The sequence below is a fragment of the Chroococcidiopsis sp. CCNUC1 genome (genome assembly GCF_023546805.1).
In the GTDB taxonomy this organism is placed as follows: domain Bacteria; phylum Cyanobacteriota; class Cyanobacteriia; order Cyanobacteriales; family Chroococcidiopsidaceae; genus Chroococcidiopsis; species Chroococcidiopsis thermalis.
The window spans coordinates 6,047,901-6,073,504 of record NZ_CP097480.1; the positions used below are offsets into that span (position 1 = coordinate 6,047,901).

27 protein-coding genes are annotated in these 25,604 nt (G+C 43.2%); 17 read left to right on the forward strand and 10 right to left on the reverse strand.

The window, feature by feature from the left end; genetic code table 11:
• From M5J74_RS28010 to M5J74_RS28020, 3 genes are read right to left on the reverse strand one after another with little or no spacing between them, the layout of a single operon-like run.
• Positions 1-546: an acyltransferase gene (locus tag M5J74_RS28010; protein WP_199755355.1), complete on the reverse strand. Its 546-nt coding sequence runs from the start codon at positions 544-546 to the stop codon at positions 1-3.
• A gap of 47 nt (positions 547-593) precedes the next feature.
• A complete protein-coding gene (locus tag M5J74_RS28015; RefSeq protein ID WP_015157155.1) occupies positions 594-1,973 on the reverse strand; it encodes an ABC transporter ATP-binding protein in 1,380 nt (459 codons plus the stop codon).
• 19 nt (positions 1,974-1,992) lie between these two features.
• The gene (locus M5J74_RS28020; RefSeq protein ID WP_371934093.1) at positions 1,993-2,781 is read right to left on the reverse strand and encodes an ABC transporter permease; all 789 of its coding nucleotides are present in this window, start codon (positions 2,779-2,781) and stop codon (positions 1,993-1,995) included.
• A 509-nt stretch (positions 2,782-3,290) separates the two neighbouring features.
• On the opposite strand from M5J74_RS28020, the gene M5J74_RS32960 reads away from it, so the two are divergent.
• The 4 genes from M5J74_RS32960 to chlG all read left to right on the forward strand — a co-directional run bounded on the left by M5J74_RS32960 (position 3,291) and on the right by chlG (position 6,161).
• The gene (locus tag M5J74_RS32960; RefSeq protein WP_256498640.1) at positions 3,291-3,419 is read left to right on the forward strand and encodes a hypothetical protein; all 129 of its coding nucleotides are present in this window, start codon (positions 3,291-3,293) and stop codon (positions 3,417-3,419) included.
• Positions 3,420-3,677: 258 nt separating this feature from the next.
• Positions 3,678-3,869 carry a DUF2862 domain-containing protein gene (locus M5J74_RS28025; protein WP_015157157.1) on the forward strand — a complete coding sequence of 64 codons (192 nt, stop codon included), beginning with the start codon at positions 3,678-3,680 and terminating at the stop codon, positions 3,867-3,869.
• An 80-nt stretch (positions 3,870-3,949) separates the two neighbouring features.
• Positions 3,950-5,044, forward strand: a complete 1,095-nt coding sequence (locus M5J74_RS28030) for an ArsA family ATPase (RefSeq protein WP_015157158.1) — start codon at positions 3,950-3,952, stop codon at positions 5,042-5,044.
• Positions 5,045-5,108: 64 nt separating this feature from the next.
• Positions 5,109-6,161 carry a chlorophyll synthase ChlG gene (gene chlG / locus M5J74_RS28035; protein WP_250014527.1) on the forward strand — a complete coding sequence of 351 codons (1,053 nt, stop codon included), beginning with the start codon at positions 5,109-5,111 and terminating at the stop codon, positions 6,159-6,161.
• 39 nt (positions 6,162-6,200) lie between these two features.
• On the opposite strand, the gene M5J74_RS28040 is transcribed toward chlG, so the two are convergent.
• Complete coding sequence (locus tag M5J74_RS28040; protein WP_199755356.1) at positions 6,201-6,746, reverse strand: DUF4385 domain-containing protein; 546 nt, start codon at positions 6,744-6,746, stop codon at positions 6,201-6,203.
• Positions 6,747-6,957: 211 nt separating this feature from the next.
• On the opposite strand from M5J74_RS28040, the gene speB reads away from it, so the two are divergent.
• The 5 genes from speB to M5J74_RS28065 all read left to right on the forward strand — a co-directional run bounded on the left by speB (position 6,958) and on the right by M5J74_RS28065 (position 11,305).
• Positions 6,958-7,890, forward strand: a complete 933-nt coding sequence (speB, locus tag M5J74_RS28045; protein WP_371934094.1) for an agmatinase — start codon at positions 6,958-6,960, stop codon at positions 7,888-7,890.
• 255 nt (positions 7,891-8,145) lie between these two features.
• Complete coding sequence (locus M5J74_RS28050; protein ID WP_015157162.1) at positions 8,146-8,691, forward strand: thioredoxin family protein; 546 nt, start codon at positions 8,146-8,148, stop codon at positions 8,689-8,691.
• 63 nt (positions 8,692-8,754) lie between these two features.
• Positions 8,755-9,483 (forward strand): UMP kinase, encoded by a 729-nt coding sequence (gene pyrH, locus M5J74_RS28055; RefSeq protein ID WP_041463533.1) that lies wholly within the window; start codon positions 8,755-8,757, stop codon positions 9,481-9,483.
• Positions 9,470-10,018, forward strand: a complete 549-nt coding sequence (frr, locus tag M5J74_RS28060; RefSeq protein WP_015157164.1) for a ribosome recycling factor — start codon at positions 9,470-9,472, stop codon at positions 10,016-10,018. Before pyrH ends, frr begins: the two co-directional genes overlap by 14 nt.
• Positions 10,019-10,171: 153 nt before the next feature.
• On the forward strand, positions 10,172-11,305 hold the full coding sequence (locus M5J74_RS28065) for a geranylgeranyl reductase family protein (RefSeq protein ID WP_015157165.1): 1,134 nt from the start codon (positions 10,172-10,174) through the stop codon (positions 11,303-11,305).
• A gap of 44 nt (positions 11,306-11,349) precedes the next feature.
• On the opposite strand, the gene M5J74_RS28070 is transcribed toward M5J74_RS28065, so the two are convergent.
• Both M5J74_RS28070 and M5J74_RS28075 read right to left on the reverse strand, forming a co-directional pair.
• Entirely contained in the window at positions 11,350-12,135 is a 786-nt protein-coding gene (locus M5J74_RS28070) for an RDD family protein (RefSeq protein WP_250014531.1), read from the reverse strand.
• 46 nt (positions 12,136-12,181) lie between these two features.
• Positions 12,182-13,024 carry a hypothetical protein gene (locus tag M5J74_RS28075; RefSeq protein WP_106167748.1) on the reverse strand — a complete coding sequence of 281 codons (843 nt, stop codon included), beginning with the start codon at positions 13,022-13,024 and terminating at the stop codon, positions 12,182-12,184.
• Positions 13,025-13,355: 331 nt separating this feature from the next.
• Here M5J74_RS28075 and M5J74_RS28080 point away from each other — a divergent pair, with 331 nt between their 5' ends.
• The 4 genes from M5J74_RS28080 (at position 13,356) to M5J74_RS28095 (ending at position 18,063) form a co-directional block, all read left to right on the forward strand.
• Positions 13,356-14,309, forward strand: coding sequence for a stage II sporulation protein M (locus M5J74_RS28080; protein WP_250014532.1), 954 nt, complete (start codon positions 13,356-13,358; stop codon positions 14,307-14,309).
• 239 nt (positions 14,310-14,548) lie between these two features.
• On the forward strand, positions 14,549-16,552 hold the full coding sequence (locus tag M5J74_RS28085; protein WP_250014534.1) for an amylo-alpha-1,6-glucosidase: 2,004 nt from the start codon (positions 14,549-14,551) through the stop codon (positions 16,550-16,552).
• Complete coding sequence (locus M5J74_RS28090; RefSeq protein WP_250014536.1) at positions 16,531-16,806, forward strand: hypothetical protein; 276 nt, start codon at positions 16,531-16,533, stop codon at positions 16,804-16,806. Before M5J74_RS28085 ends, M5J74_RS28090 begins: the two co-directional genes overlap by 22 nt.
• Positions 16,807-16,992: 186 nt before the next feature.
• Complete coding sequence (locus tag M5J74_RS28095) at positions 16,993-18,063, forward strand: hypothetical protein (RefSeq protein WP_015157171.1); 1,071 nt, start codon at positions 16,993-16,995, stop codon at positions 18,061-18,063.
• Positions 18,064-18,072: 9 nt separating this feature from the next.
• Here the strand turns inward: M5J74_RS28095 and M5J74_RS28100 are convergent, their stop codons facing one another.
• The 4 genes from M5J74_RS28100 to M5J74_RS28115 form a co-directional block, all read right to left on the reverse strand.
• Complete coding sequence (locus M5J74_RS28100) at positions 18,073-18,495, reverse strand: EVE domain-containing protein (RefSeq protein WP_106216753.1); 423 nt, start codon at positions 18,493-18,495, stop codon at positions 18,073-18,075.
• Positions 18,496-18,599: 104 nt separating this feature from the next.
• Complete coding sequence (locus M5J74_RS28105; protein WP_015157173.1) at positions 18,600-19,943, reverse strand: trans-splicing intein-formed DNA polymerase III subunit alpha C-terminal partner DnaE-C; 1,344 nt, start codon at positions 19,941-19,943, stop codon at positions 18,600-18,602.
• Entirely contained in the window at positions 19,936-20,715 is a 780-nt protein-coding gene (locus tag M5J74_RS28110) for an LAGLIDADG family homing endonuclease (RefSeq protein ID WP_250014537.1), read from the reverse strand. Before M5J74_RS28110 ends, M5J74_RS28105 begins: the two co-directional genes overlap by 8 nt.
• Position 20,716: 1 nt before the next feature.
• A complete protein-coding gene (locus M5J74_RS28115; protein ID WP_127022266.1) occupies positions 20,717-23,356 on the reverse strand; it encodes a DNA polymerase III subunit alpha in 2,640 nt (879 codons plus the stop codon).
• Positions 23,357-23,453: 97 nt separating this feature from the next.
• On the opposite strand from M5J74_RS28115, the gene M5J74_RS32965 reads away from it, so the two are divergent.
• The 4 genes from M5J74_RS32965 to M5J74_RS28130 all read left to right on the forward strand — a co-directional run bounded on the left by M5J74_RS32965 (position 23,454) and on the right by M5J74_RS28130 (position 25,598).
• Complete coding sequence (locus M5J74_RS32965) at positions 23,454-23,582, forward strand: hypothetical protein (protein ID WP_256498641.1); 129 nt, start codon at positions 23,454-23,456, stop codon at positions 23,580-23,582.
• On the forward strand, positions 23,557-24,426 hold the full coding sequence (locus M5J74_RS28120) for an AraC family transcriptional regulator (protein ID WP_250014539.1): 870 nt from the start codon (positions 23,557-23,559) through the stop codon (positions 24,424-24,426). Before M5J74_RS32965 ends, M5J74_RS28120 begins: the two co-directional genes overlap by 26 nt.
• Before the next feature lie 90 nt (positions 24,427-24,516).
• On the forward strand, positions 24,517-24,957 hold the full coding sequence (locus tag M5J74_RS28125; RefSeq protein ID WP_106168318.1) for an ester cyclase: 441 nt from the start codon (positions 24,517-24,519) through the stop codon (positions 24,955-24,957).
• A 137-nt stretch (positions 24,958-25,094) separates the two neighbouring features.
• The gene (locus M5J74_RS28130; RefSeq protein WP_250014540.1) at positions 25,095-25,598 is read left to right on the forward strand and encodes a pyridoxamine 5'-phosphate oxidase family protein; all 504 of its coding nucleotides are present in this window, start codon (positions 25,095-25,097) and stop codon (positions 25,596-25,598) included.
• Positions 25,599-25,604: the final 6 nt, after the last annotated feature.

Here is a 25,604-nt window from a genome sequence, read left to right on the forward strand (position 1 = left end):
CTAGCTTAATTTTTTTGGATCTAACAACTCATCCGTAGGTGCGATTGTTTTAACTATTTTTGCCGGAACTCCCGCCACAATTTGATAGCTGGGAACATCGCCTTTGACAACTGCACCTGCTGCAACTACAGAATGCTTGCCAATCTTGCAAGGACCAATGACTGTAACGTTGCTAGCTATCCACACTCCCTCCTCAATCGCAATATCATTTCCTTCAATCGGAAAATCATACATTCTGGCTTTACCAAACTTGTTGTAATCGTGGGTTCCAGTAATCAAGCTCACGTTATGACCGAAAAAAACATCTTCTCCTATGCATATAGTGCCAGAAGATAAGTTAAATAGAGCATTATTGACCACACACGATGCCGATAGTTTAAGTCTTTGGGGATCGCCATAAACTAAATAATGATTCAATTGCACTTGCTCGATGCATTTCTCTAAATCGGCTTGAGCTAGTTTTTGATTTAAATAACTATCAATTTGTTCTTGCCAATCGCCTTGAGCTAGCTTTTGACTTAAATAATTATCTATCCACGCTTTCATCCAATTTTCTAATCTAGATTTTAAAAATTTACGATTTAAAAAATAATTTAAAAATTTATCGATTGTCCCGTACATGCGAGTTCCTCACATAGTCTGATCTGCCTACCTGCGACTTGGAATACACCATCGACGAAATCATTGACTGCTGCTTGGATAGTAGTTGCATTTTGAATCCAATCGAGCATCTCTAAATTTTCGTGAGGACCATCGCCAAAGGCAATATCAAAGGCATAGCTACCTCCGGCGAGGTGGGGCCAAATAAACTCGAATTCGACTGTAGCTCTACCAATTTCCGATTTTGATAACCAGTAATCGGCAAATTCTTTATCTAAAAGTTCGGTACTCCAACCTGAAAGTACGGTTCGCAATCGATCTAATAAAGCAATACCAACGTTAGGTTTTCTGACGATATCGTGTCTAAATGTGGTAATTCTGACTTTAACAATGTCGCCGGGATAAACTAATTGAATCGGGCGATCGTTTGCTCCTAACAAACAAACATCTTCTATTTCTGCTCGTCCCGTACCAAATCTTTCATAATTAGCAAACGATAAAAACTTTTTATTAGTAAAAGGATTAATTTCTTTAATTGTTATTTTCTTGATGTCGATATTTTCATCATTCTGATTGTTAATAGCTATACTATGGGGAACATCTGGGCGATCGTGGAGGTGTGAAGCAGTCCGCTTGTTCACTTCTTCGTGTACCCAAGCTTGATAATGCTTGCAAACTTCCGCTGGCTTGCCACTATCGACAACGATTCCTTGATTCATCCAAAGTGCTTTTGAGCAAAGGCGCGAGACTGCCCCCACATCGTGAGATACATATAAAATTGTCCCACCATTATCTTGAAATTCCCGAATTTTTGCCATACACCGATGTACGAACACGCCATCTCCTACAGCTAGTGCTTCATCCACAATTAAAATTTCGGGATTGACATTAATCGCGACAGCAAAAGCTAAGCGGACAAACATACCACTAGAATAGGTTTTGACGGGTTGTTCCATAAACTCGCCAATCTCTGCAAAAGAGACAATCTCATCAAACTTAGCTTCTATTTCTGTCCTACTTAAACCTAGAATCTGTCCGTTGAAAAAGACATTTTGCCGTCCGGTAAACTCTGGATTAAACCCACTCCCTAACTCAAGTAAAGCTGAAACTCGACCGCTAACATAAACTTCACCTGTTGTAGGTGTTAGCGTTCCAGCAATAACTTGCAATAACGTACTTTTACCAGAGCCATTTTGACCGATAATTCCTACAGTTTCTCCTTTTGTTACCTCTAGGCTGATATCTTTTAACGCCCAGAATTCTTGGGCGCGGCTCTTGCCAGGTAATAAAATCTCTTTGAGTCGATCTATCGGGCGGTTGTAACACCTGTAGCACTTCGAGACCTGTTTTACGGAAATTGCAATCTCACTCATCACACGCTGCTAGGCAAAACTAGAGGACATCGGCAAAAGCTGGACGTAACTTCTTGTATACCCAAAAGCCACCTGCGAACACAACTATAGAAACTATGCCAGCAATTGCCCACTCTCCCCAATGCTTCACTTCTCCCACTAACACCAAGCCTCGATAAGTTTCCGCGATCGTTGCCATTGGATTTAACCAGAATACCCAGTCTCTAATTTGAGGTGGAATGAGAGATTCGGGATAAACAATTGGCGCTAAATATAACCAGATATTTAGAATAACTGCTAGAGTTTGAGGAATATCTCGCAAAAATACTGTGAGTCCTGCGGCAATATACGCTAGTCCTGATGTAAATAGTATTTGAGTCAGCCAAAGCAGAGGTAGCAGCAATAGCGTGATGTGGATCGTTTTTGTGGTGACTGCTACTAAAAAAATCAATGCCATTAAACCAAACGTACTTTCTACAAATGCAGATAGCACTGGTACTAAAGGCAGGAGAGACAAAGGAAAAACAACTTTCTTAACTAGGTTAGTATTGTTGACAACTGAGTTTGAAGATTGTAACAGTCCGTTGGTAAAAGCTATCCAAGGCAACAATCCAGCAAACAACCACAAACCAAATGTCAAACTATTATTTTCTGGTAGCCCTTTTAAGTTAAGCCTGACCTTCATCACAATTGAAAATACATAAGTGTAAATTAGTAATTGTGAAAGTTGGTTTAACAAGGGCCAGATATTCCCTAGAATCGATCCTTTATACCGCGCATCTAAGTCACGCTGTACTAGAGTCCTAAGTAGATAGAATTTTGTCCATATTTGAGGCTTAACTAGCAGCGATCGCTTCAGATCTTTAACTAAATTTTGAACTAGATAAATAACTTCTTTTACCGAACGCCGATGGATGTTCCCTTGCAGCAAGCCTGTAGCAATTGGTAGGAGTCCCATAACGATGAGCGCAATCCTAATCTGGCGTAATAGAGGAGCATTAATTAGGTTAAAGTAACCTAACATGCCGATCGCGAGAGCGATTGCGATCGCAACTTTGCCGCTTGCCAGCAAAACATGGCTTTTTTTCCTGCTAGCAATTGGCGGGAGCAGGAGGAAATAACCTCCTCTGTAGGCTAAAGTCGCCTCTAGTAAGATAGCTATTCCTAGAATCAAACCGAGCAGTGGAGTTAGCATTAAGCCCAAGCTATAGGAGTTTTGACAACACTAGAATAAAAAATTTGCTTGACAGCAACATCAGCCTTTAAATTGCGTTAGCTACGCTCAAAGCAAAAGTTGCCTTCGCCGAGATCGTTTTGATGACTAACGAATAAGACCAAATGAAGCATGAATTAGTTTCCCACAAAAAGTTACAAGATACTCTTTCACACCGTCGTTTCAAAGTCAAGTCAGTTGTCAGGGAGCGCACGAGCAGTGAAGAAAGGGTGTGGGGTGTGGGACATTGGTAGTTGGTAGTTGGTAATGGGTAATTGGTAGTTGCTCCCTTGTCTCCCTTGTCTCCCTTGTCTCCCTTGTCTCCCTTGTCTCCCTTGTCCCCCTTGTCCCCTTGTCCCTCCCTACTCCCTTGTCCCCCTTGTCTCCCTTGTCTCCCTTGTCCCCCTTGTCCCTCCCTACTCCCTACCCCCTACTCCCTGCTCCCCCATGTCCCAGAAAGCGCCCAATTCAGCTACACTGATTCATGGTTCGTGACGAATTGCAGTACTGGAATGGAAATCGGACAGAAAGTTAAAGTATATCGCCTGAGAGATAGAGTATCTCCCCCCGTTGTCAAGCGACTCGGACAAGTCGGTACTGTCAAGGGTTTTAGAATGACTGACGGTAGCGGCGTTGGTGTTGTAGTGCAGTTTGATGACAACTATAGCACCTGGTTTTTTGAAGACGAAATTAAACCTACGTGACTGGGAAGATGTCTGGAAGGGTTTTCGTGAGGGAAACTTGACCAGACATAACTTATTTGCACTCATCAGGAAAGCAAACAATGCCCCTCATTTTGACATTTTTGGGCAAGGGTGGGACTGGACGCACGACAATCGCGATCGCAGCTGCCAAGCGTCTAGCAAGTCAAGGACAGCGCGTTTTATTGGCAACGGATGACAATCAACCAGGATTAGGGTTGTTATTAGATACATCCCTAGCAGCTGAACCCCAAGAAGTAGCAACAAACCTGCAAGTCGTCCAGTTAAAAACTTCGACTTTGTTGGAACGCAACTGGGATGAGGTGAAAAAACTAGAGGCGCAGTATCTCCGCACGCCCATAATTAAGGATGTCTACGGACAAGAATTGGTCGTGTTGCCAGGAATGGATAAAGCATTGGTACTCAACGCTCTGCGAGAGTATGATGCTAGCGGCAAGTATGACGCGATCGTGTTTGACGGTAGCGGTGACTCGTCGATGCTGCGGGTGTTGGGAATGCCAGAAAGTCTCAGCTGGTATGCCCGTCGCTTTGGTAAGTTGATAACAGATTCCGACTTGGGGAGAACGGTATCGCCGTTTCTCCAGCCCCTCCTAGCCAGTATCTTTAATGTCAGTTGGACTGGTGACACCTTTTCCCAACCGACGAGTAAAGTTACGAACATCCTAGAGCAGGGAAAAGCTGCCCTTGCCGACCCCAAACGCCTTGCAGCTTATTTAGTCGTGAATGACAATCCGGCAAGTATGGCAACAGCACGTTATTTGTGGGGGAGTTCTCAGCTAATCGGCTTAACCATAGCAGGTGCGATCGCCAATCAAACAACTGCGACAGAAGCCCTCAAATCTGAGTTTTCGCCTTTGCCAGTCAGTAGCGTTCCGACTGCGACTCCTGGCGACTGGCAATCCCTCATGGATGCTCTACCAGATTTTACCCAACCTGCACTAGCTCCCAAACCCCTAGAAATTGACGTAGCAGCACGTCAAGTTCGCGTCTTTTTACCAGGATTTGATAAGAAGCAAGTCAAGCTGACTCAATCGGGCGGTGAAATTACTATAGAAGCAGGCGATCATCGTCGCAATATTATCCTTCCCCCAGGTTTGAGCGGCAAAACTGTAACTGGTGCAAAATTCCAGCAGGGCTATTTGATCGTATCTTTGTAATTATGAGTAATAAGGACGCACAGCCGTGCGCCCTTATTACCACGACTCCCTACTCCCTATTTTTATGTCAGATCCAACTCCCTCTTCTGCGTTTCCAAATAGTAATTCAGAGCAGGCTGCTGAGCAAATTGGGTCTGCTACCAATCCTGTTGCTAGTTTACAAAGCGATCGCAGCGGTAGAACTAGGCAGCTACTAGGCATGAAAGGTGCAAGTCCTGGCGAAAGTTCAATTTGGAAAATTCGCCTGCAATTGATGAAGCCGATTACCTGGATTCCCTTGATGTGGGGCGTCATTTGTGGGGCGGCTTCTTCGGGACAGTATACTTGGACGTTGGAACATGTCTTAATTGCCGCTGCTACTATGTTGCTGGCGGGACCGCTGTTGACGGGTTATACCCAAACCCTAAATGATTTCTACGATCGCGAAATCGACGCAATCAACGAACCCTATCGTCCGATTCCCTCTGGGGCAATTTCCGTTCCCCAAGTCGTAACCCAAATTCTCGTGCTGCTGGTGGCTGGTTTGGGAGTTGCTTTTGCTTTAGATCTATGGGCAGGACATCAGTTTCTCACAATTACAACCCTGGCAATCGGTGGTTCTTTCCTAGCGTATATCTATTCAGCTCCACCGCTAAAACTGAAGCAGAATGGTTGGTTAGGTAATTATGCTTTGGGAGCTAGCTATATTGCCTTACCTTGGTGGACTGGTCATGCTTTATTTGGCGATCTCAACTGGACGATCGCAATTTTGACGCTGATCTACAGCATGGCAGGCTTGGGAATTGCTGTGGTAAATGATTTTAAGAGTGTAGAAGGCGATCGCCAATTAGGGTTAAAGTCTCTACCAGTGATGTTTGGTATTTCTACAGCGGCTTGGATTTGCGTCTTGGCGATCGACATTTTTCAGATGGGAATTGCCGCATACTTAGTCAGTATTGGTGAAAACTTGTACGCGACCATTCTCATCTTTTTAGTCATTCCGCAGATCGTATTTCAGGACATGTATTTCTTGCGAGATCCGCTGAAAAATGATGTCAAATATCAGGCAAGCGCTCAACCATTTTTGGTATTAGGAATGCTCTTGACTGGCTTAGCATTGGGTCATGCTGGTATTTAAGCTAGGTAGGGTGGGCAATGCCCACCTTACAAAAATCACCTAACCTTCATACATCTGTTTGTGCTTTGCCATTAGCTGCAAATACTTCTCATCTGTCTTAGCTTGCACCCATTTTTCCTTAAAAATTGCCGCAGACTCAGCTTTAATCGGATCGACTTCATAAGGCAAAATCTCTTTTCTTGCCTGAAGCTGTGCATCTGGAGAAGTAACTTTTTGAGGATTGCTTTTATATTTTCTCCCACTTTTATGATTTGCATAACGACGCGATCGCGTGTAGCCCATTTGTAAAAACTTTCGCGCCATATCCGCACCAACAAAATCACCTGCTGCTAAATAATTTAGAAATAATTCATATATTTTTTGGCTGGATTCTTTAGCAATATCGGGAGTCTTAAATCGCCAGTACGGTAAGATTTCTGATTTATATGGTTCAACTAAAAGAACTCCTTGTTCGCCTTTACCCACTCGATATAACTCTGGATGCTGGCGAAAATCAATGGTTTTAAAATCAAGAGAATAATCGAAAGCAGTCATATTTCGATTTTTATAAATGACTTCATGTAAGTTATAGCTGCCATGTGTCATTTGTCATGAGTCATTAGTAAGGCATGGCGTTGCTTTTAGCTAAAGATGGGCATAGCTTAACACCTCGATTGCGTGCGTGACATTTGTAGGGGCGCACGGAGAAAGCGCCCCTACAGATCGTGTGTTTACCCAATCGAAAACCGCTATCAGATCGCTACTTTTAGCGGGAGTGTGTCAGGATCGTGATGTTGCAATTCCTCGATCGCCGTTTATGCTAACTCAAACAGATACTTCTGTCATTCCCTTTCTCGGTGCTGATGTTGCAGCAAGTTATGATGCTGCTAAAGTCGTTATCCTACCGATTCCCTACGAAGCAACAACAACCTATCGCCGTGGTTGCGAAAATGGTCCCGATGCAATTCTAGAAGCTTCACAGCAAGTGGAATACTATGATGAAGAACTTGACTGGGAGATCGGCTGCGATGTCGGTATTTATACGTACCCTTCAATTGCCGATACTCGCGATCGCCAAGTTTCAGCAGAAGAGATGCTGAAATCCACTCAAGAAACAGTTTACCAGCTAATTCAAGACAAAAAATTTGTCATTGCTTTAGGTGGCGAACATAGCATTACAACAGGTGTTGTCGAGGCATATCGCCAAGCGTATCCAGAAGAACCTTTCACCGTAGTGCAAATTGACGCTCACGGCGATCTGCGCCATGAATATGAAGGCTCGATCCACAATCATGCTTGTATTATGCGGCGAGTGGTTGATATGGGTTTACCAACTGTCCAAATTGGGATTCGAGCAATTTGCAAAGAAGAAGCCGAACTGATTAAAGCGAAAAATCTGACTGTATTTCGCGCCAGAGAAATTGCTAATCAACCCGATTGGATTGAAAAAGCGATCGCCGCTATTCCAACTCAAAAAGTCTTTCTTACCATCGATCTAGACGGTATCGATCCAACTTTGATTCCAGGGGTTGGGACTCCCGAACCAGGCGGATTGAACTGGTATGCTTTGCTTTCCTTCTTGAGAAAAGTCATTGAAAAACATCAAGTCCTTGGCTTGGATATTATGGAATTAGCACCAGTTGCCGATTCAGTAGTTTCACAGTTCACGGCAGCGAAATTAGCGTATAAACTAATCGGTTATCAAGCATTAGTTCAGGACTGGAAAAGTAACTACAGCAATTCTAGATGAATCGTGAAATCGATTGTCCGTGTAGAGACGTTACATGTAACGTCTCTACACGGGAAAGGTTTACAAATCAATTTGGATCGCTATGTTTAATAGTTAATGATTTCTATAGCAGTTCTAAACGATCTGTAAAGCAGGCTTCTAGCCTGCCGCAGGCTAGAAGCCGTTCCTGAATCAAATAGGATTGCTAGATTTATTAACCATTAACTATTAATGAACATCTAAATCGGTTATAGAAATATTTTTATTTCAAAAACAATGACTATTCAAACTAACATTCAACCTCCTAAAGTGCGCTATGCACCCGATTTTGAATTACGTGGTATAGATACTCAAGTCCACCACCTAGCTCGCTATTTAGAGAAATTTCAAGCTGTGGGTGTTGTATTTATGAGTCATAGTTGTGATTACGTGCAGTCATATATTGAAAGATTAAAAATAATCCAAATAGAATTGCAAGACCAAGGTTTTACTTTAATTGGGATTAATGCCAATCAGAATCTCGAAGATCGTTTCGAGCAGATGAAAAACTTTGCCAACTACTATCAACTGAATTTTCCCTATCTCTGGGACTCTACCAGAGACGTAACGGAAAGTTTCGGGGCAAAAACTACACCAATGTCTTTTTTGATCGATACCGAAGGCTGCATTCGCTACCAAGGAGCGATCGACGATCGCCCCGCAGAACCAGCAGCAGTAAAACAGCCTTATTTACGCAAAGCTATTTTGGAATTGCTACAAGGACAACCCATTTCAATTGCTACTACAGAAACCATTGGCTGTACTCTGCAATGGGGAAACTAGAGACAGAGTTGCCCTCTACTGCTATCTTTAATGGGAGGCGAATATGAATTAAATTTCAGTTGTATGTTGAAACCTTACAAACGAGTTTTGCTCAAGCTCAGTGGCGAAGCTCTGATGGGTAACTTGGGTTATGGGATTGACCCAGGTGTAGTCGAAGGAATCGCAGGTGAAATCGCAGAAGTTGTTGCCCTTGGCGTGCAAGTCGCTGTTGTCGTAGGTGGTGGCAACATTTTTCGCGGTGTCAAAGCATCGGCATCTGGTATGGATCGAGCTACCGCTGACTATATCGGGATGATTGCTACCGTGATGAATTCCCTCACGTTGCAAGATTCGTTAGAACGTAACGGGGTACAGACGCGGGTACAAACTGCGATCGCCATGCAAGAAGTTGCAGAACCATATATTCGCCGTCGCGCCATCCGCCATTTAGAAAAAGGCAGGGTGGTGATTTTTGGTGCGGGTTCGGGTAATCCTTTCTTTACTACCGATACGACTGCTGCTTTGAGAGCAGCAGAGATAGATGCTGAGGTAATTTTTAAAGCAACGAAGGTAGACGGGGTTTACGATGCCGATCCGCAGCTCAATCCAAACGCCAAACGCTATCAAAGCTTGACATACGGTCATGTCTTGGCTCAAGACTTACGGGTAATGGATAGTACCGCGATCGCCTTGTGCAAGGAGAACAACATCCCTATTCTGGTATTTGACCTCACGGTGAGAGGTAATATTCGCCGCGCTGTGATAGGAGAATCTATAGGGACGCTTGTGGGAGGTTTTTGTGAAGTTAGCTGAAGCTGAAAGTACAATGCAAAAAACTGTTGAGGCAACTCAACGCTCTTTTAATACTATTCGTACTGGTCGTGCTAATGCCAGCCTGCTCGACCGCGTGATGGTGGAATACTATGGTTCCCCGACATCTTTAAAATCGCTAGCTAGCATCAGTACCCCTGATGCAACTACGATTACAATTCAACCTTTCGATCGCAGTACCCTTAATTCGATTGAAAAAGCTATTTCCATGTCAGATGTGGGGTTAACTCCTAATAATGACGGTTCTACAATTCGATTAAATATTCCTCCGTTGACTAGCGAACGCCGCAAAGAATTTATCAAACTAGCGGCAAAGTACGCTGAAGAGGGTAAGGTTGCCATTCGTAATATTCGCCGCGATGCGCTGGAGACGATTCGCAAGCAAGAGAAAAGTAGCGAAGTGACTGAGGACGAAGCGCGAGATCTACAAGATCGATTGCAAAAGTTGACCAATAAGTATATCGAGCGCATTGATGAATTGCTAGCAGAGAAGGACAAAGAGATTTCGACCGTATAGCCTCCCTCGAACAGACCAGGTACAGCCTGGTCTGGCTGCTTATTTTGATTTTTATGTGAGTTTTTGTATGGGAAGCGGGCAAAATTAGGTAAAGTTTTGTAAGGCTATCCGCCTTGATGTAGAGAAAACCCATAGGAGTTAAATTGTAGTCTTATGTATGATTGCATCATCGTTGGTGCTGGTCCGGGTGGAGGATCGGCAGCCTATCATCTAGCGAAACAGGGGCGTTCGGTCTTAGTTGTAGAAAAGGAATCGCTCCCACGCTATAAACCTTGTGGGGGAGGCGTATCGCCTGAAGTTGCCAAATGGTTTGATTTTGATTTTTCTCCAGCGATTTCGGTAAAAGTTAATACCATTCGCTACACCTGGAAAATGGACGACCCCGTACAGGCTGAGTTACGCACGCCAGAACCGATGTGGATGGTGCGACGGGACGTATTCGACCACTTCTTGATTCAGCAGGCACAAAAACAAGGGGCAGAACTGCGGGATAGTACGGAAGTGAACGGGATCGAATTTAAAGGCGATCGCTGGTACGTCAAAACTGCAAACCAAGTGTTTGAAGGACGTTATCTAATTGCAGCTGACGGCGCAAAAGGACCAATGGCGAAGTGGTTGGGCTTCAAAGAACGCAAGCGCCGCTTGGGTGGTGCTTTAGAAGCAGAAGCCCCCGCCAAGGTGGATGATAGTAACATTGCCCACTTTGAATTTGGGATGGTGAAAAACGGCTATATCTGGAATTTCCCCAAAGCTGACGGCTATTCTATTGGTATCGGCACGTTTCGAGGCGGAGAAGGACAGGACTTTAAACAAATTTTGAGCGAATATGCCACTCTATTTGGCATTGATGTCAAGACTTGCAGACAATACGGTCATCCTCTCTGTTTGTGGGATGGAACGCAAAAGCTACATACTCAAAATGCCATTCTCGCTGGGGAAGCGGCTTGTGTCGTCGATCCATTCACTGCTGAGGGTATTCGTCCCTCAATCTTTACTGGAGTGAAAGCCGCAGCCGCGATCGATCGCGCGCTTGCAGGCGATATCAACGCCTTAGAACAATATACCGACACCATCAACGAAGAATGGGGTAGCGATATGGCATGGGCGCAAAAACTAGCAGGTGTATTCTACCGCATTCCTGGTATTGGCTATAAAGTTGGTGTCAAGCGCCCCTCTGCGACTCAGCGCATGGGACAAATTTTGTGTGGCGAGTTAAGTTATGGCGATGTAGCAAATCGTGCCTTAAAGCGTCTCAGTGGTAGTCTGATCCCTGGTATGGGTGGTTAATATTTTGATGTGATTTACGAGTAGGGGCGCACAGCTATGCGCCCCTATTGACGATCATGCTGGTATGCTAGATACACTGCTTCTAAAAATGTATCAGGCTTGACGGCTTGAGATAATTTTTCCAGGGCGACAATTTTTTTGGTTTGTTTGGCGAGTTCTAAACTCAGTTGCTCTTTAGCCTGTTTGGACATTACCTTGCGTCGTTGCAAATATTCGCGAATCACCGCAAAATCATCGGGTAAAAGTTGCGAAAAATCGGCTTCAGATTGCAATAATTGCGACATCAGATCGTGGGCTGCATCTGAAATGGGAAAGCTTGCAGATGTATGGGAAGTTTCAGTTTGAATTACAATTGTACCTGCAACTAAATCGCCTAAGCGTTTCTCGCGCTGACCAAACATAATTAAAAATGCACCGAGAAATAAGATATCGTCAAAAGGTCGCAGGAGCGATCGCAATATTGCTTGTTGAATGCTGACAAGTCTACCATCATCTCTGACGACGCGAATTTTAGCAAAGCGTTTGCCTGGCGTTTGTCCTTGCCATAGAGTTTCAAATAGGACAAAGTAACCCGTATATAAAAAGAATGTTACTAAAAAGGCGATCGCTAGCATCCATAAGCCAACATCTGTATTCCGAAATATTCGCTGCCAAAATTCTACGACTTGATAAGCAATAAAGCTCCAAATAAATAAGAATCCAACTATGAGAAAGGTGAGAATATGGTAGTCGATCAGCAATGCCCAGGCACGGCTACCAATTCCTGCTAACGTGAATTCTAGTTCGACACTTTCGGGGGTTTGGTGGGTAATGCGGTTGAAAAAATGCATATTTGGTAGTTGGTAGTTGGTGGTTGCTATTACCCATCACTGAAATTTAGACATCGCGATCGCGTAATTTCAATCCTAGTCCTTCTCGTCGTGTCCGTAAGTCATAGTACACAACAGCTTTAATAACTTGCCAAAATGGCATAATTAAAATTCCTCCGGCAAAGCTTAGAACCCAAGAAATTAGATACACAATTGTGTAGGCAGTGGAGCCTTGTTCGAGACGTAACAAAAATATTTGAGGAATGTAGCTAGATACAGCTAAAATTGGAAATGTAACAATAAAAGTTATTAAAACAATTCCTTGAATGCGCCATATAAATGTTTGAGTTAAATTCCAACTTCTGCTGATACTCTGTGCGCCATTAATACTTTCTTCAACTGCTAGCGGTACTTCAGAGATAAACCAACGAGAGTATAACCATATTAGTCCAAATAATAAACTGCCAAGAAGAGCAACTACCACTAAACCAACAGCAATTGTACTACCTAGTTCGCCAAGAATTAAACGTAACAAAAAGCCTAAAAATAAAACAGCTATAGTACCGATAATTGTGCCTGCAATAGCAAATCCTATATAAGCTAAGAACACGAAAATACCAACTCGGAGACCAACGAAAAAGAATGACCAAGTACGTGACTTAATATAGTTACGGGCAGTGCTAATACTTTCAGGTTGGTTGACGAGTTCGCCAAAAGCCAAACGCGAAATCAGTCCAGCGATCGCGGCAAATTTTGCCCAGCCATAGATTGGAACTAAAACCCATAAATAAGCTTGTAAAGCTAACCTGAGATATCTTTTAAAATGAGATCTATACAGCCGTACTCCCGCAGTCACAACATTGCCGACATTCAACGGTTGCATCGAACTAGAAGAACTAAATTGAGACATGATGGCATTTTCTCCGATTTAAAAGTGAGATATAGCAGTTCTAAATGATTTGTAAAGTAGGCTTCTAGCCTGCGGCAGGATAGAAGCCCGATCCACGTTCATGAATCAAATAGGATTGCTATATGTAGCAATTTGTGCTGTCATGAATTTTTTCTAGTTGGTTATCATTTACCAATATCCATCGATCGCATCTACATCCCAATGACAAATGACCAATGACAAATGACAATTTTCACGAGTATTTCATGACTCAAACAGAATTACTATCTATAGTCTGCCCAAATTATTGCAGTTATCTTAAAGTAGCCAAGATCGACCTAGTTTAAAATTTATGAATGTTCAACGATGGATTGCTCGCCGAGAACCAAACTGGAAGCGTTTAGACGATTTATTAAGACAGGTTGAAAAAAAGGGGATAAAGGCACTTCGCTCTGGTGAAATTAAAGAATTAGCCAGTTTGTATCGTTCCGTAGCCGCAGATTTAGCCCGCGCCCGGACTCAACAAGCTAGTCATATGATTATTCAAAATTTACAATCTTTAACAACTCGTAGCTATAACCAAATCTATCAAGGTTCGCGGCGACAGGAATGGCAAGCAGTATTAGACTTTTATCGCTGGGGTTTTCCTACCGCAATTCAGCGGAATTTTGGTTGTATTGCATTAGCTACATTACTCTTTTTATTTGGTGGAATTGTAGCGTGGTGGTATGCGTGGCAAGACCCGACATTTCTATCATTAGTTGTACCCGATTATTTAATTAAAAAAGTACAAGAAGATCGTCAATTGTGGATGGGTTCGATTGTTGGTGTCGAGCCACTAGCATCTACAAACATTATGACGAATAATATATCTGTTTCTTTCGCTGCTGTCTCTGGGGGAATTACCGCAGGATTATATACAACATTTCTACTAGTTTATAACGGTCTAAGTATAGGAGCAGTTGCAACTTTAGTCGGACAAAATAATTTAGCTTATCCCTTTTGGGCATTTGTATTTCCCCACGGGGCTTTAGAGTTACCTGCAATCTTTTTTGCTGGTGGGGCAGGGTTTTTAATTGCTAGAGCAATTGTATTTCCTGGTAAATACAAACGGGGAGATGCCATAAAATTTTATGGCACTCAAGCCGCCCAGTTAGTACTGGGAATCGTTCCGATGTTAGTCATTGCCGGAATCATTGAAGGGTTTTTCTCTCCCAGTCCAATTGTTCCCTCACCTTTGAAATATCTGGCTGGAATTGGTTTGTTTGCGTTGTTGGTGATGTATTGTCAGCGGAAAAAAACATAATGATATTTGTAGGGGGCAGGGCGGGTTTACGGGAAAATTCTGTTTGAGTCAAAGTTAGTTGGTGAACCCGCCCCTACAACGTCTGCTCTCTAACACTCCTGTGTTCTTGTCTCAGCAATTTCTCAACAATTTATCACCCTTCACCCCTAACTTCTAATCCCCATCGACGATATATTATGGTTGCGGTGCATACTCAAACATAGTAGCGATCGCGCTTCAGTAGCAAGCAGTAGGTTGATATGGGGATTCAATTTGGGCGGGAAATCTGCGGCAACCTCGATATCGCGGAAACGCGAGAGTGGCTGGTGACAAACGGGATTGGCGGTTATGCCTCTGGTACGGTAGCGGGATTGCTGACTCGACGCTACCACGGGTTATTAGTCGCAGCCCTCAAACCGCCTTTGGGTCGCACGTTAATGTTAGCAAAGTTGGATGAAACGATTTTATATGGCGATCGCTTCTATCCTTTAAATACGAATCGCTGGGGGGATGGAATTGTCAGCCCTGAAGGTTATTTGTGTGTCGAGCAATTTTCTCTAGAAGGGACAGTCCCCGTTTGGCGATTTGCCTATGCTGATGCCCTGTTGGAAAAGCGGGTATGGATGCAGCAGGGAGCCAATACGACTTACATTCAGTATGCCTCAGTTCGCGCCACTGCACCGCTACAGTTGGGACTGAAAGCGATGGTTAATTATCGCGACTATCACGGCATTACTCAAGGTAACAGCTGGCAGATGGTATTAGATCCAGTCGATCTGGGAATTTGCGTTACCCCCTACCCTGGTGCTACACCCCTTTACTTGCTAGGTGATGGTGCAACGGCAACAATCGTTCACAACTGGTACTATGGCTTTGACTTAGCAGTAGAACGCTACCGAGGACTGAGCGATCGCGAAGACCACTTGCACGCAGCAACTTTTCAGGTGACGCTCAACCCTGGGGAATCTTTTACTTTTGTGGCGAGTACGGAAAGCCAACCAAATTTAGATGGCGCAGCAGCCTTGAAACTGCGTCACACCCAAGAACAAAAGCTACTCGGACAGTGGAAAGCCAGTCGTTCGATTAAAGCGAAAGAACCGCCGCAATGGATACATCAACTAGTTCTAGCTGCCGACCAGTTTATCGTCGATCGCCCCCTTGCCGACGAACCGCAGGGCAAAACGATTATTGCTGGTTATCCTTGGTTTAGCGACTGGGGACGCGACACGGCGATCGCCTTACCAGGTTTGACTCTTTGCACGGGGCGATCGGAAATTGCCCGTTATATTCTCCGTACCTTTGCTAAATATGTCGATCGCGGCACGATTCCCAACCGTTTTCCAGATGTGGGGGAAGCACCGGATTACAATACTGTTGATGCGACTTTGTGGTACTTTGAAGCAATTCGTGCCTACCACAGTGCTACAGAAGATGATGCCCTCATCCAAGAACTATTTCCAGTCCTAGCAGATATTATCGATTGGCACTGTCGCGGTACGCGCTACAACATCCATCTCGATGCCGCTGACGGACTGCTTTATGCTGGGGAAGAAGGATGGCAGTTAACCTGGATGGATGCCAAAGTTGGCGATTGGGTCGTCACACCTCGAATTGGTAAACCGATTGAGATCAACGCACTTTGGTACAATGCTGTGCGGAGTATGGCAAATTTTGCCCGGCGGCTAGGTAAGCCCCATCAAGAGTACGAGGCGATCGCCAACCGCACGCTAGCGAGGTTTTCTCGTTTCTGGAATCAAGATTTAGGCTACTGCTACGACGTACTAGATGGTCCTGATGGAGACGATCTATCCCTACGTCCTAACCAAATTTTTGCCGTCTCCTTACCCTTGGTGGGGGCGCAAGGCATTGCACCTCTACTCAACCCAATGCAGCAAAAAGGTGTCGTCGATGCTTGCGGACAGACATTATTGACTTCTTTCGGCTTGCGATCGCTTTCCCCCGAACATTCCCAATATCGAGGACGTTATGGTGGCGATCCGCTGCAACGAGATAGCGCGTATCATCAGGGGACAACCTGGGGATGGTTAATTGGTGCATTTGTCTGTGCGCATTTGCGCGTTTATAAAAATCCCGTGCAGGCGCGTCAATTTCTCGAACCGATGGCAAACCACCTTTGCGATCGCGGTATTGGTAGTTTAAGCGAAATTTTTGACGGCGATGCGCCCATGACTCCACGCGGTTGCATTGCCCAAGCTTGGACTGTTGCAGAAGTTTTGCGGGCTTGGTTTGCTACGGAGGAATAGGGAGTCGGGAGTCGGGGGGAGGACAAGGGAGACAAGGGAGACAAGGGGGAACTCGCTCTTCCCCACGACCGAAGGGAGTGGGGATTAGGGGGCGAAGGGAGAGAAGAGAGCTGAGGGAGTTGAGGAGGCTCTCGGGAACTGAGGGGGAAAAAACACTACGCATCACGCACCACGCACCACGCACCACTTTCTTACCAACTACCAATTACCAATTACCAATTACCAACAACAGTACTAGTAAACGTGTAGCTTAGCGATCGCTGCGTGATGTTAAAGTAAAGATATTGAAACAATAGCAGCAATATTCACCGATTAATGATGAAGTTCTTGTCCCGCGATCGATCTCGCTCGGCGAACGGGATCGATCGCGGTTGAGGGCTAGCGGGTGTGTTATTTGTTTACGAATTCCTAACTTTACTGATGAAATGGGGTGCCTTCATATGCTCATCAGCTCAGATATTTCACAAAACCTAACCACTCAACAGCTTGTCAAAATTTGGGCAGAGCGATATAAGCCTCAAATCTCCTTCTCCGCGCAACATCATTTTGCCTCTGATGCTCTGCTTCACCTGATTTCGCCGGAGGGCAGACGTGAAACTGTTGCGAAGTTGCATCGATCGCTGATCGAGCTGAACTGCGAGTATGCTGCTAGTAAAGCGAGCGAACTGTATGAATGCATTCCATCGGCTACAAGTCCGAGTGAAATTACCAGCATTGTGCAGTGTACGGTTGAAATCTACTTAAATTTACTGGAGTTTTACAAGCAGCCATCATACCTTCTCACTGACACATTGCAGAACAGCAAGGGCGATCGCGATCTGCGATTGGTTGGCTTGAGTAATACAGATCTCATAAAGCTAGCTAGCTTTATAGAACCACTGCTATTAGAGTATCAAGAGCGTCACCAAATTTCTGATGATTGGGCGAAGCTAGGGTTTCTCACGACTCACTTCAACTTTAGCAATGTGGCACTACTGGAAAATTTGAATGCTGCCGAGCAAATTTTTGTCAGACCTTACTTCAAGTTTCTAGAAGAGCAGGTAGCGTTGCCGTGGCTGCGCGTTTGCGAGGCAGCAAGTATGCACGAGCTGAGTTCGCCTGCGTTTCAAATAGTTCAACACATGCTACCAGAAGTCGAGGCGATTTCTCATCGGGTTTATATGAATCTCTTGCGACAGTTTCCTAAAACCACTACACGGAGGGGAAGATTAGATCATCCTAGCGTGAAGCATTCGTGCCTCCGAGACTTAGATATGTTTCAAGCATACTTGTGGCTTTGCGTGTTGCAGGGTAACTTGGCTCCCATTGAAGATGAGCTAGTGCGTTTGTGTACGATGGTCATGCCACGGGTGGGTGCGACTTGGGAAATGACCGCTGTGTGGAACGTTCTATTAGTAGCAGAGATAATGAGTCGCACTTGGATGAGCGAGCAGAGATTTCTCAAGCCTTACACGAACGGGCTTATACGGGCATTCGAGCGATCGCAAAGTCAGTTTGTTGTAGAATCTTGACTAAAATCATTATCCTTTTAATTGATGGACTCGCTGCCATTCTTCCAGCGTGATTTTATAGTTAATACCAGGAGCGCGAATTACAGGTAAATTGCTTAAAACGCGATCGTAAAGCAGTTCCGATCGCCTCAATGGTTGTCCCAGCAGTCTGCGAAGACAACGGATTTTAACGTGGAGTTTACTACCAGCTTTGCTCGGATCGAGCCAATAGTCTTTATCAGCTAATTCTGTCAAAGCTTGTACGGGTTCGGCAACTTCCGCGATCGCATATATTCCTGCTTTTTCTCCTGCCATCCACACTAATACTCCATCACCAACAGCAATATCTTTGCTATAGCGAGTTACCCGCCACGGAATTGTTTCTAAATCCCGAATCGCATCTAAAATTCGGTAATATTTAGGGTTACCTTGAAATAGCCAGTAATTTGTCATTTGTCATTTGTAGTAGTTGATAATCGGTAATTGTTAGTTGAGGTTTGTTCAATAGTTTTGACCTTCAACTTTTCACTTTTGACTTCCCCATTACCTATTACCTATTACCCATTACCTACTAACAATGGTTGTACGTGCGCGGGAAATTTTGCAGTTCTAAGTGCTTCTACGGCGGTTCTACTATCTTGTACCCAATAACTACGACCGAGGCGCACTAATCGACGATTGCGGGCATCTTGAATAATAGCAAAAACTGGAATTTTTGCTTTTTCCTTTTCTTCTACTTGTTGCTGCAAAATTTCTTGTAAGCGATGCTGTTCTTGGATGTTTCCAGCTTGTAAGGGATCGAGTTCTACCATGACTAAACGGACGTTTTCTATTGGTTCCACATCTTCAATAATCATTTGTACTTTGTCGTCTCGCCGATCGACTTTACCCCAAACAATTAATCGCGTATCTGCTTCTAAAAGATGGGAAATGCGTTCGTAGGTTCTCGGAAAAACAACTGCTTCTGTCTGTCCGGTTAAGTCTTCTAGTTGTAAAATTGCCATGCGATCGCCTTTTTTCGTCGTCACGGGTTTCATGCTAGTTAGCATCACTACCGAACTCACAGAGGTTTCGCTATGGATATTTTCCAAATCGCTGAGGTTAATTGGAGACAAAATTTGTGCTGCTTGTCTAACTGCTTTGAGGGGATGATCGGAGACGTAAAAACCTAATAACTCTTTTTCTTTGCGTAACTTTTCTGATTGTTGAAAATCTGCGACTGGTGGTGCTTTGGGTGCAGAATCAAAGCTACTTTCTGACTGACTAGTATCCGTCAGTCCTCCCAAGTCAAATAAACTAAATTGACCGATCGCCCGATCTCTAGCACGAGATTGCGCCCAATCGTGGACTAGTTCTAAATCTTTTAATAATTGTTGACGATTTGGTTCGAGTTTATCGAATGCACCACAATAAATGAGTGGTTCAATTGTTCGACGGGTGACAGCACGTAAATCAACGCGATCGCAAAAATCAGCTAGAGATTTAAATTCTCCGTCCGAACGCGCTTTTAAAATCGAGGCGATCGCTTCTCCGCCTAACCCTTTAACTGCTGAGAGTCCAAATAAAATATTATTTTCTATTGGTGTAAAATCTACACCAGAGCGATTGATATCTGGTGGTTCGATTTGAATATTCATGTTCAAACAGGTAGCAATATATTTTTGTACCTGTTCTGTTTTGTCGCTATTAGCTGTTAATAGCGCCGCCATGTATTCTACAGGAAAATTCGCCTTGAGATATGCAGTTTGATAAGTGACGTAGCCGTAAGCTGTGGAATGGGATTTATTGAAGCAATTTGAAGCAACTAATCCATTTTTTAAAACAAATTTATGATCTCGTTCAACCCCAATATCATATACTGGCTGAATTCCTAACGATTTACGACTAATTATCTTAACCACGTCTATAACTCCCAAGAATTTGCTCAATTTTCTGCTTTTTACGGCTTAGTCCTAATAATGGATTTTGATATACGAAGTTATAAAATGCTTGAATATTCTGACGACTGTAAATTCTCCAATCATAAGCTTTTCCTGAGACATGTTCTTCTACAACACCCATATCTAAAAGTCTAGCCAGCTCACTTGTGAACTCGAAAGAACCTACAATACAAACAAGTCCGCCACTTCTTCCCTCGTTTACATAAGCACAGCCATCTCCATCAAAATATCCCAATACATAAGAAGCTAAATATTCTGATTCAGGAAAATAGTAAGCACCAGAAAACATTCTCCCAGTTACCACACTATAGTTGCACAAAGCAGTAGCTATTTTTCGTGAAGAAAAGTTGATTCGATAGTGAGGAGCGTAGCCTTGAGGTTTAATAATTCTAATATTTCCAGAGTATAATAGTTCTCGACTAAGTAGCTCTGTCAGTTTGCGATCGATTGATTCAAAAGCAATATAGTTAGTTTTAGTAACACACCCATCTGCTGCTAACAAGCCTAATAAGTATGCTTTAGCTTGAGTATCAATTGCATCGAAGTAGCTTTCATTTAATGTATAGCGATTTCGACGCTTAGTATTAATATCCGCTTCTTTAAGAACTCTAGCAACGGCTCTTTCACTTACACCAACATAACTAGGAATGTTTCCGCACTCTATTCCTGCAACAAAAGCATCTATTATTTGTTGTTTATGTTGTAAATTTAATTGCCGATAGCTCACTAACATTTTACAGATTTTGGATTGACTTAACTTGTTTTAGATCTAACTCTTGTTCAAAAATCTCATCGATTGGTAACATTTCTCCCTCAAATGTCATAAATTTATGGTCTTTAGTCGCACGAATAATTGAACCATCTTCTAAACAATATTCAAATACTTCTTGTTGTCCTCGATTATGCCATTGAGCAATTGGTTGAGTATAGATAAAACCATTATTATCGACACTGTAAACTGTACATTCGATACGTTCTTCTACAATTTTACCTATAGGTATTGCTCCATATTCAACAGTTAAAATTTCAGTATCGTAGCTGAGACAATACTCTGCGAACTTCATCATCTTCTCAAATAACTCTTCAGCTATTTGTTTTTTCACCCCATTTCTGGCTGCGCCATCAACAAAAAGTTCCCTTTGTTTCTGCATCTCAGAGGTTTTCTTTTTACCCATGGCACGTCTTAACAAATCCGCCTGTCCGAGGGAATATCCGGCTAAATCTTGAGCAATTTTCATAATTTGCTCTTGATACACCATAATTCCATAGGTTTCTTGCAAGATTGGTTCTAATATGGGATGCTCGTTTTCAATTGCTTCTTTACCGTGTTTGCGATTAATAAATTTTGGAATTAAACCAGCATCTAATGGTCCTGGTCGATATAAAGCTAGCACAGAAGAAATATCTTCGATACAAGAAGGTTTTAAATCTCGAACAATCTGACGCATTCCCGAAGATTCTAGCTGAAATACTCCTTCTAACGCGCCTGCTTCTAGCAGCTTATAAGCTTTTTCTACATCTTCAGGAATTTTATCAGTTTCACCTTTAGCTAAAATTTTCTGTACTTTTCTTTCATTTGCCGTAACTTCATACGGATCGACTTTTATTTGGCGATATTGTTCGATCAGTTGAATAGACTTTTGAATTAAAGTCAAATTCTTTAATCCTAAAAAGTCCATTTTCAACAATCCCATTGCTTCGATGTCTTCCATAAAATATTGGGTAATGACATCGCCTTCTTTATTCCTTTGTAACGGGACGATTTCATCTAACGGATCGGATGAAATCACAACTCCGGCTGCATGAACGCCATAAGTTTTGTTCGTTCCTTCAATTCGCATCGCCATATCAATCCAGCGGCGAACGTGGGGTTCGTTGTCGTATCTATCCTTAAACTCTTGTTCTGGTGTTTCGTCAGAAATCATCACCGCCAGTTTAGTTGGCTTACCCCGCACCACAGGGATTAATTTCGCCATTTTGTCTGATTCGGCGTAGGGAATATCTAAGACTCGCGCCACATCTTTTAAAACAGCCTTGGATGTGAGGCGGTTAAATGTAATAATTTGCGCGACTCGATCTTCACCATATCTCCGCGTCACATATTCAATCACTTCATCGCGTTTTTCGATGCAGAAATCGGTATCAATATCAGGCATTGACTTTCGTTCTGGATTCAAAAATCGCTCGAATAACAAGCCATGATGTACCGGATCGATGTTAGTAATTTGTAGGCAATAAGCAACCAAAGAACCAGCAGCGGAACCGCGTCCTGGTCCTACAGGGATGTCGTTATCTCTAGCGTATTTAATGTAATCCCAAACGACTAAAAAGTAAGTTGAAAATCCCATTTTTTGAAGCATTTTCAACTCATATTCCAGTCTTTCCTTATAGACTGGTTCGATTTGATTGCGAGATTTACGATTGAGGCGTTCTAATAATCCTTCCCAAGCAACTTCTTCTACATAAGTATCGGCTGTATGTCCGGCAGGAACGGGATAGTTAGGCAGTCGCGGTTCGCCTAAAATGTGGTATGGTTCGACTTTTTCGGCAACTTCTAAAGTTGTGGCGATCGCCTCTTGGATAATATCATCTGGTAAATGATCGCGAAATAACTGCGCCATTTCCTCAGCAGATTTCAAATACTCCGTCCCGCTGTAGCGCATCCGATTATCTTCGGAAATTAGCTTTCCAGTTTGAATGCATAATAGTGCGTCGTGAGCATCAACGTCAAAACAGGAAATAAAATGGGAATCATTCGTAGCAACAAATTTAATATCTAATTCTCTAGCAATTTTGATGATTTCCACATTCACGGTTCTATCTTCAGGAGAACCGTGATCTTGAATTTCTAAATAATAATCCTCCCCAAAAACATCTTTATACCATTTAGCAATTTCTCGCGCCACATCTGGTTTACCTTGTAAAATGGCTTGGGGAATTTCTCCACCTAAACAAGCACTCGTAACAATTAAGCCTTCGTGGTACTGTTGTAACAGCTCCTTATTGACACAAGGACGGGCAAATATCCCTTTACCTTGAAATCCTTTCAGGTGAGAAATCGACGTAAGTTTAACTAAATTCTTGTAGCCTTTAGTATTTTTTGCTAAGACAACTTGATGGTATTTTCTAACTCGGCGGCGTTCTTTATTTCCAATATCGCCGTTGATGACATACATTTCATTGCCAATAATTGGCTTAATATTCTTACTACGACAAACTTTAATTAATTCGATCGCCCCATACATGACACCGTGATCGGTAAGCGCGATCGCAGGCATACCCAATTCTATCGCCCGATCTACCAGTTGCGGCAGCTGGCTTGCACCGTCGAGTAGGCTGTAATCGCTATGGATGTGTAGACCGACGAAAGACATAGGAGCATCCCACAGTGGCTATGACAGACATATAGGATACCGGATTTTGGGTGCGCTGGGGTGGGTCTGTCTATTCTCTTAGCAATTTCATATAGTTATGGCAGAAGGCAGATGGCAGAAGGCAGAAGGAAAAACTTTTCGTGTAGAAGATTACTTGAGGAGTGTAAGTACATATGCTGCAACAGCCACTCAAATTGGATATGACGAAGCTGGAGGACTCTACTAAAGTCCTCCCTCATCCACCGCTACTTAACAGTCACTCAGCAGGCTGGAACGAGGTTTTTCTAGCTTACTACCATCATCCAGGTTATGAGACTCCAATAGAGCATTTGATGACGCAACACGTCCTTGATGTCACCGATCGCAGCAATTGTGTAGAACATGAAAGGCGTGTCGGCGATCGCTACCAGTCTTACTGGTTTGGTAATGGTGAGATTGCTTTTTGTCCGGCTAACACGCTGCATTGGGCAGTATGGCAGCAAGAGGCACGCTTTACTCTGATTACCTTTGCTCCTCAACTTTTAGCACGCTTGGCAACTGAATGTACAGGTCGCGATCGCCTAGAACTAATTCCTCGTTTTCAATTTGTCGATCCGGTAATTCAACAACTCGCCTCAGCCTTAAAAGCAGACTTACAAACTGGATGTCCTGCTGGACGAATTTACGGCGAGTCTTTGGGTGTTGCTTTAGCCGTACACTTACTTATTACCTGCTCCACGTTACCACCAAAAATTTCTACATATTCAGATGGACTACCTCAGTACAAACTGCAACAGGTAACTGATTACATTCAGGCTCATCTCAATCTAGAAATTAAATTATCAGATTTAGCTCGTACTGTAGGCATGAGTCAATATTATTTCTGTCGTCTATTTAAACAGTCTACGGGCATGAGTCCCCATCAATATTTAATTCGGCTGCGGGTAGAACGGGCAAAACAATTACTCAGACAGCCAGATTTAGCGATCGCAGATGTAGCATTTCAATGCGGTTTTTCGCATCAAAGTCACTTGAGTTGCCATTTCCGGCGCTTGGTGGGGGTGTCTCCTAAAACATTTCAGCAACAATAGCAAGAATCTGCTCAAAATTGCAAGAACTTGCGCGACACATGTGGAATAGCCCAATTAAATTAATGGCATTCACGCATTGGAGACACTTTTATGTCCATCGAACAAAATAAAGCGATCGCCCTGCGTTTTGCTAACGAATGTTGGGGAACTAATCCTAATTGGAAAAAAGCTTGGGACGAATTAGTATCACCAGATCTTGTTCATTACTTTTGTAGCTGGGCTGAACCGATTTGCGGTATAGAAGCAAATAAAGAATTTGAAGCGAGTTTATTTCAAGGATTTCCCGACATTCAACAGACAATTAAAGATGTAATTGCTCAAGAAGATAAAGTAATGTATCGTTCCACTCTCAAAGGTACACACACGGGAATGTTCATGGGATTACCACCTACAGGTAAGGTTGTAACTGTAAATGGTAGCTTCAATTTATTACGCATTTCTGATGGCAAGATTGTGGAATGGTGGTATGAGGTGAACTTGCTAGAAGTTATGAAACAAATGGGAGTTATTGCTGAACCTGCCTTGAAATAGATTATCTACATTTGCCACCCTTAACTTATTAAAGGAAGGCAGATGGCAGATGGCAGAAGGAAAAAACTTTGCAGCTAAAGGTTTCAAGCTACGTTGATGTCCTAAACTTTCCACGCTTTGCTACAAAGGAGAGAAAAATGGAAACAACACTAATGACTTCAAAGTATTTGATTGAAGTTGTAAAAGACACGATCGAATCGGTGAAATATTGCTTTCTCATTACAATTAATGAATCAAAGCAAGCTCATGCTAGACTCGTCGAACACTTCAATTTTGAAGCAGATATGACGCTTTGGTTTGTCACAAATGCAAAATCTCGGAAAGTGCGTGAAATCCTGAATAAAAATTCTGTAACAGTAACTTTTCAAGATGACAGCGAACAAGCTTATGTGACAGCTTTAGGTATAGCAATTGTAGAAACCGATTCTTACGAGAAGCAAAAGCGATGGCAAGAGGATTGGATTGTCTACTTTCCAGCAGGAATACAAAGCAATGATTATGTACTGATTAAGTTCGTACCGTCCAGAATTGAATTAATGAATTTTGCGCGTCATGTAGCATCGGAACCTTTGTCTGAGCTTCAACCTGCTATATTAACTAAAGTAGAAAAAACTTGGGTGCTTGAGGAAAGTAAGAAGTGATGCAGC

Coding starts and splice junctions, on each gene's coding strand:
- M5J74_RS28010 (WP_199755355.1), bottom strand. CDS start 546: ATGAAAGCGTGGATAGATAATTATTTAAGTCAAAAGCTAGCTCAAGGC.
- M5J74_RS28015 (WP_015157155.1), bottom strand. CDS start 1,973: ATGAGTGAGATTGCAATTTCCGTAAAACAGGTCTCGAAGTGCTACAGG.
- M5J74_RS32960 (WP_256498640.1), top strand. CDS start 3,291: ATGAAGCATGAATTAGTTTCCCACAAAAAGTTACAAGATACTCTTTCA.
- M5J74_RS28025 (WP_015157157.1), top strand. CDS start 3,678: ATGGAAATCGGACAGAAAGTTAAAGTATATCGCCTGAGAGATAGAGTA.
- M5J74_RS28030 (WP_015157158.1), top strand. CDS start 3,950: ATGCCCCTCATTTTGACATTTTTGGGCAAGGGTGGGACTGGACGCACG.
- chlG (WP_250014527.1), top strand. CDS start 5,109: ATGTCAGATCCAACTCCCTCTTCTGCGTTTCCAAATAGTAATTCAGAG.
- M5J74_RS28040 (WP_199755356.1), bottom strand. CDS start 6,746: ATGACACATGGCAGCTATAACTTACATGAAGTCATTTATAAAAATCGA.
- speB (WP_371934094.1), top strand. CDS start 6,958: ATGCTAACTCAAACAGATACTTCTGTCATTCCCTTTCTCGGTGCTGAT.
- M5J74_RS28050 (WP_015157162.1), top strand. CDS start 8,146: ATGACTATTCAAACTAACATTCAACCTCCTAAAGTGCGCTATGCACCC.
- pyrH (WP_041463533.1), top strand. CDS start 8,755: ATGTTGAAACCTTACAAACGAGTTTTGCTCAAGCTCAGTGGCGAAGCT.
- M5J74_RS28065 (WP_015157165.1), top strand. CDS start 10,172: ATGTATGATTGCATCATCGTTGGTGCTGGTCCGGGTGGAGGATCGGCA.
- M5J74_RS28070 (WP_250014531.1), bottom strand. CDS start 12,135: ATGCATTTTTTCAACCGCATTACCCACCAAACCCCCGAAAGTGTCGAA.
- M5J74_RS28075 (WP_106167748.1), bottom strand. CDS start 13,024: ATGTCTCAATTTAGTTCTTCTAGTTCGATGCAACCGTTGAATGTCGGC.
- M5J74_RS28080 (WP_250014532.1), top strand. CDS start 13,356: ATGAATGTTCAACGATGGATTGCTCGCCGAGAACCAAACTGGAAGCGT.
- M5J74_RS28085 (WP_250014534.1), top strand. CDS start 14,549: ATGGGGATTCAATTTGGGCGGGAAATCTGCGGCAACCTCGATATCGCG.
- M5J74_RS28095 (WP_015157171.1), top strand. CDS start 16,993: ATGCTCATCAGCTCAGATATTTCACAAAACCTAACCACTCAACAGCTT.
- M5J74_RS28100 (WP_106216753.1), bottom strand. CDS start 18,495: ATGACAAATTACTGGCTATTTCAAGGTAACCCTAAATATTACCGAATT.
- M5J74_RS28110 (WP_250014537.1), bottom strand. CDS start 20,715: ATGTTAGTGAGCTATCGGCAATTAAATTTACAACATAAACAACAAATA.
- M5J74_RS28115 (WP_127022266.1), bottom strand. CDS start 23,356: ATGTCTTTCGTCGGTCTACACATCCATAGCGATTACAGCCTACTCGAC.
- M5J74_RS32965 (WP_256498641.1), top strand. CDS start 23,454: ATGGCAGAAGGCAGATGGCAGAAGGCAGAAGGAAAAACTTTTCGTGTA.
- M5J74_RS28120 (WP_250014539.1), top strand. CDS start 23,557: ATGACGAAGCTGGAGGACTCTACTAAAGTCCTCCCTCATCCACCGCTA.
- M5J74_RS28125 (WP_106168318.1), top strand. CDS start 24,517: ATGTCCATCGAACAAAATAAAGCGATCGCCCTGCGTTTTGCTAACGAA.
- M5J74_RS28130 (WP_250014540.1), top strand. CDS start 25,095: ATGGAAACAACACTAATGACTTCAAAGTATTTGATTGAAGTTGTAAAA.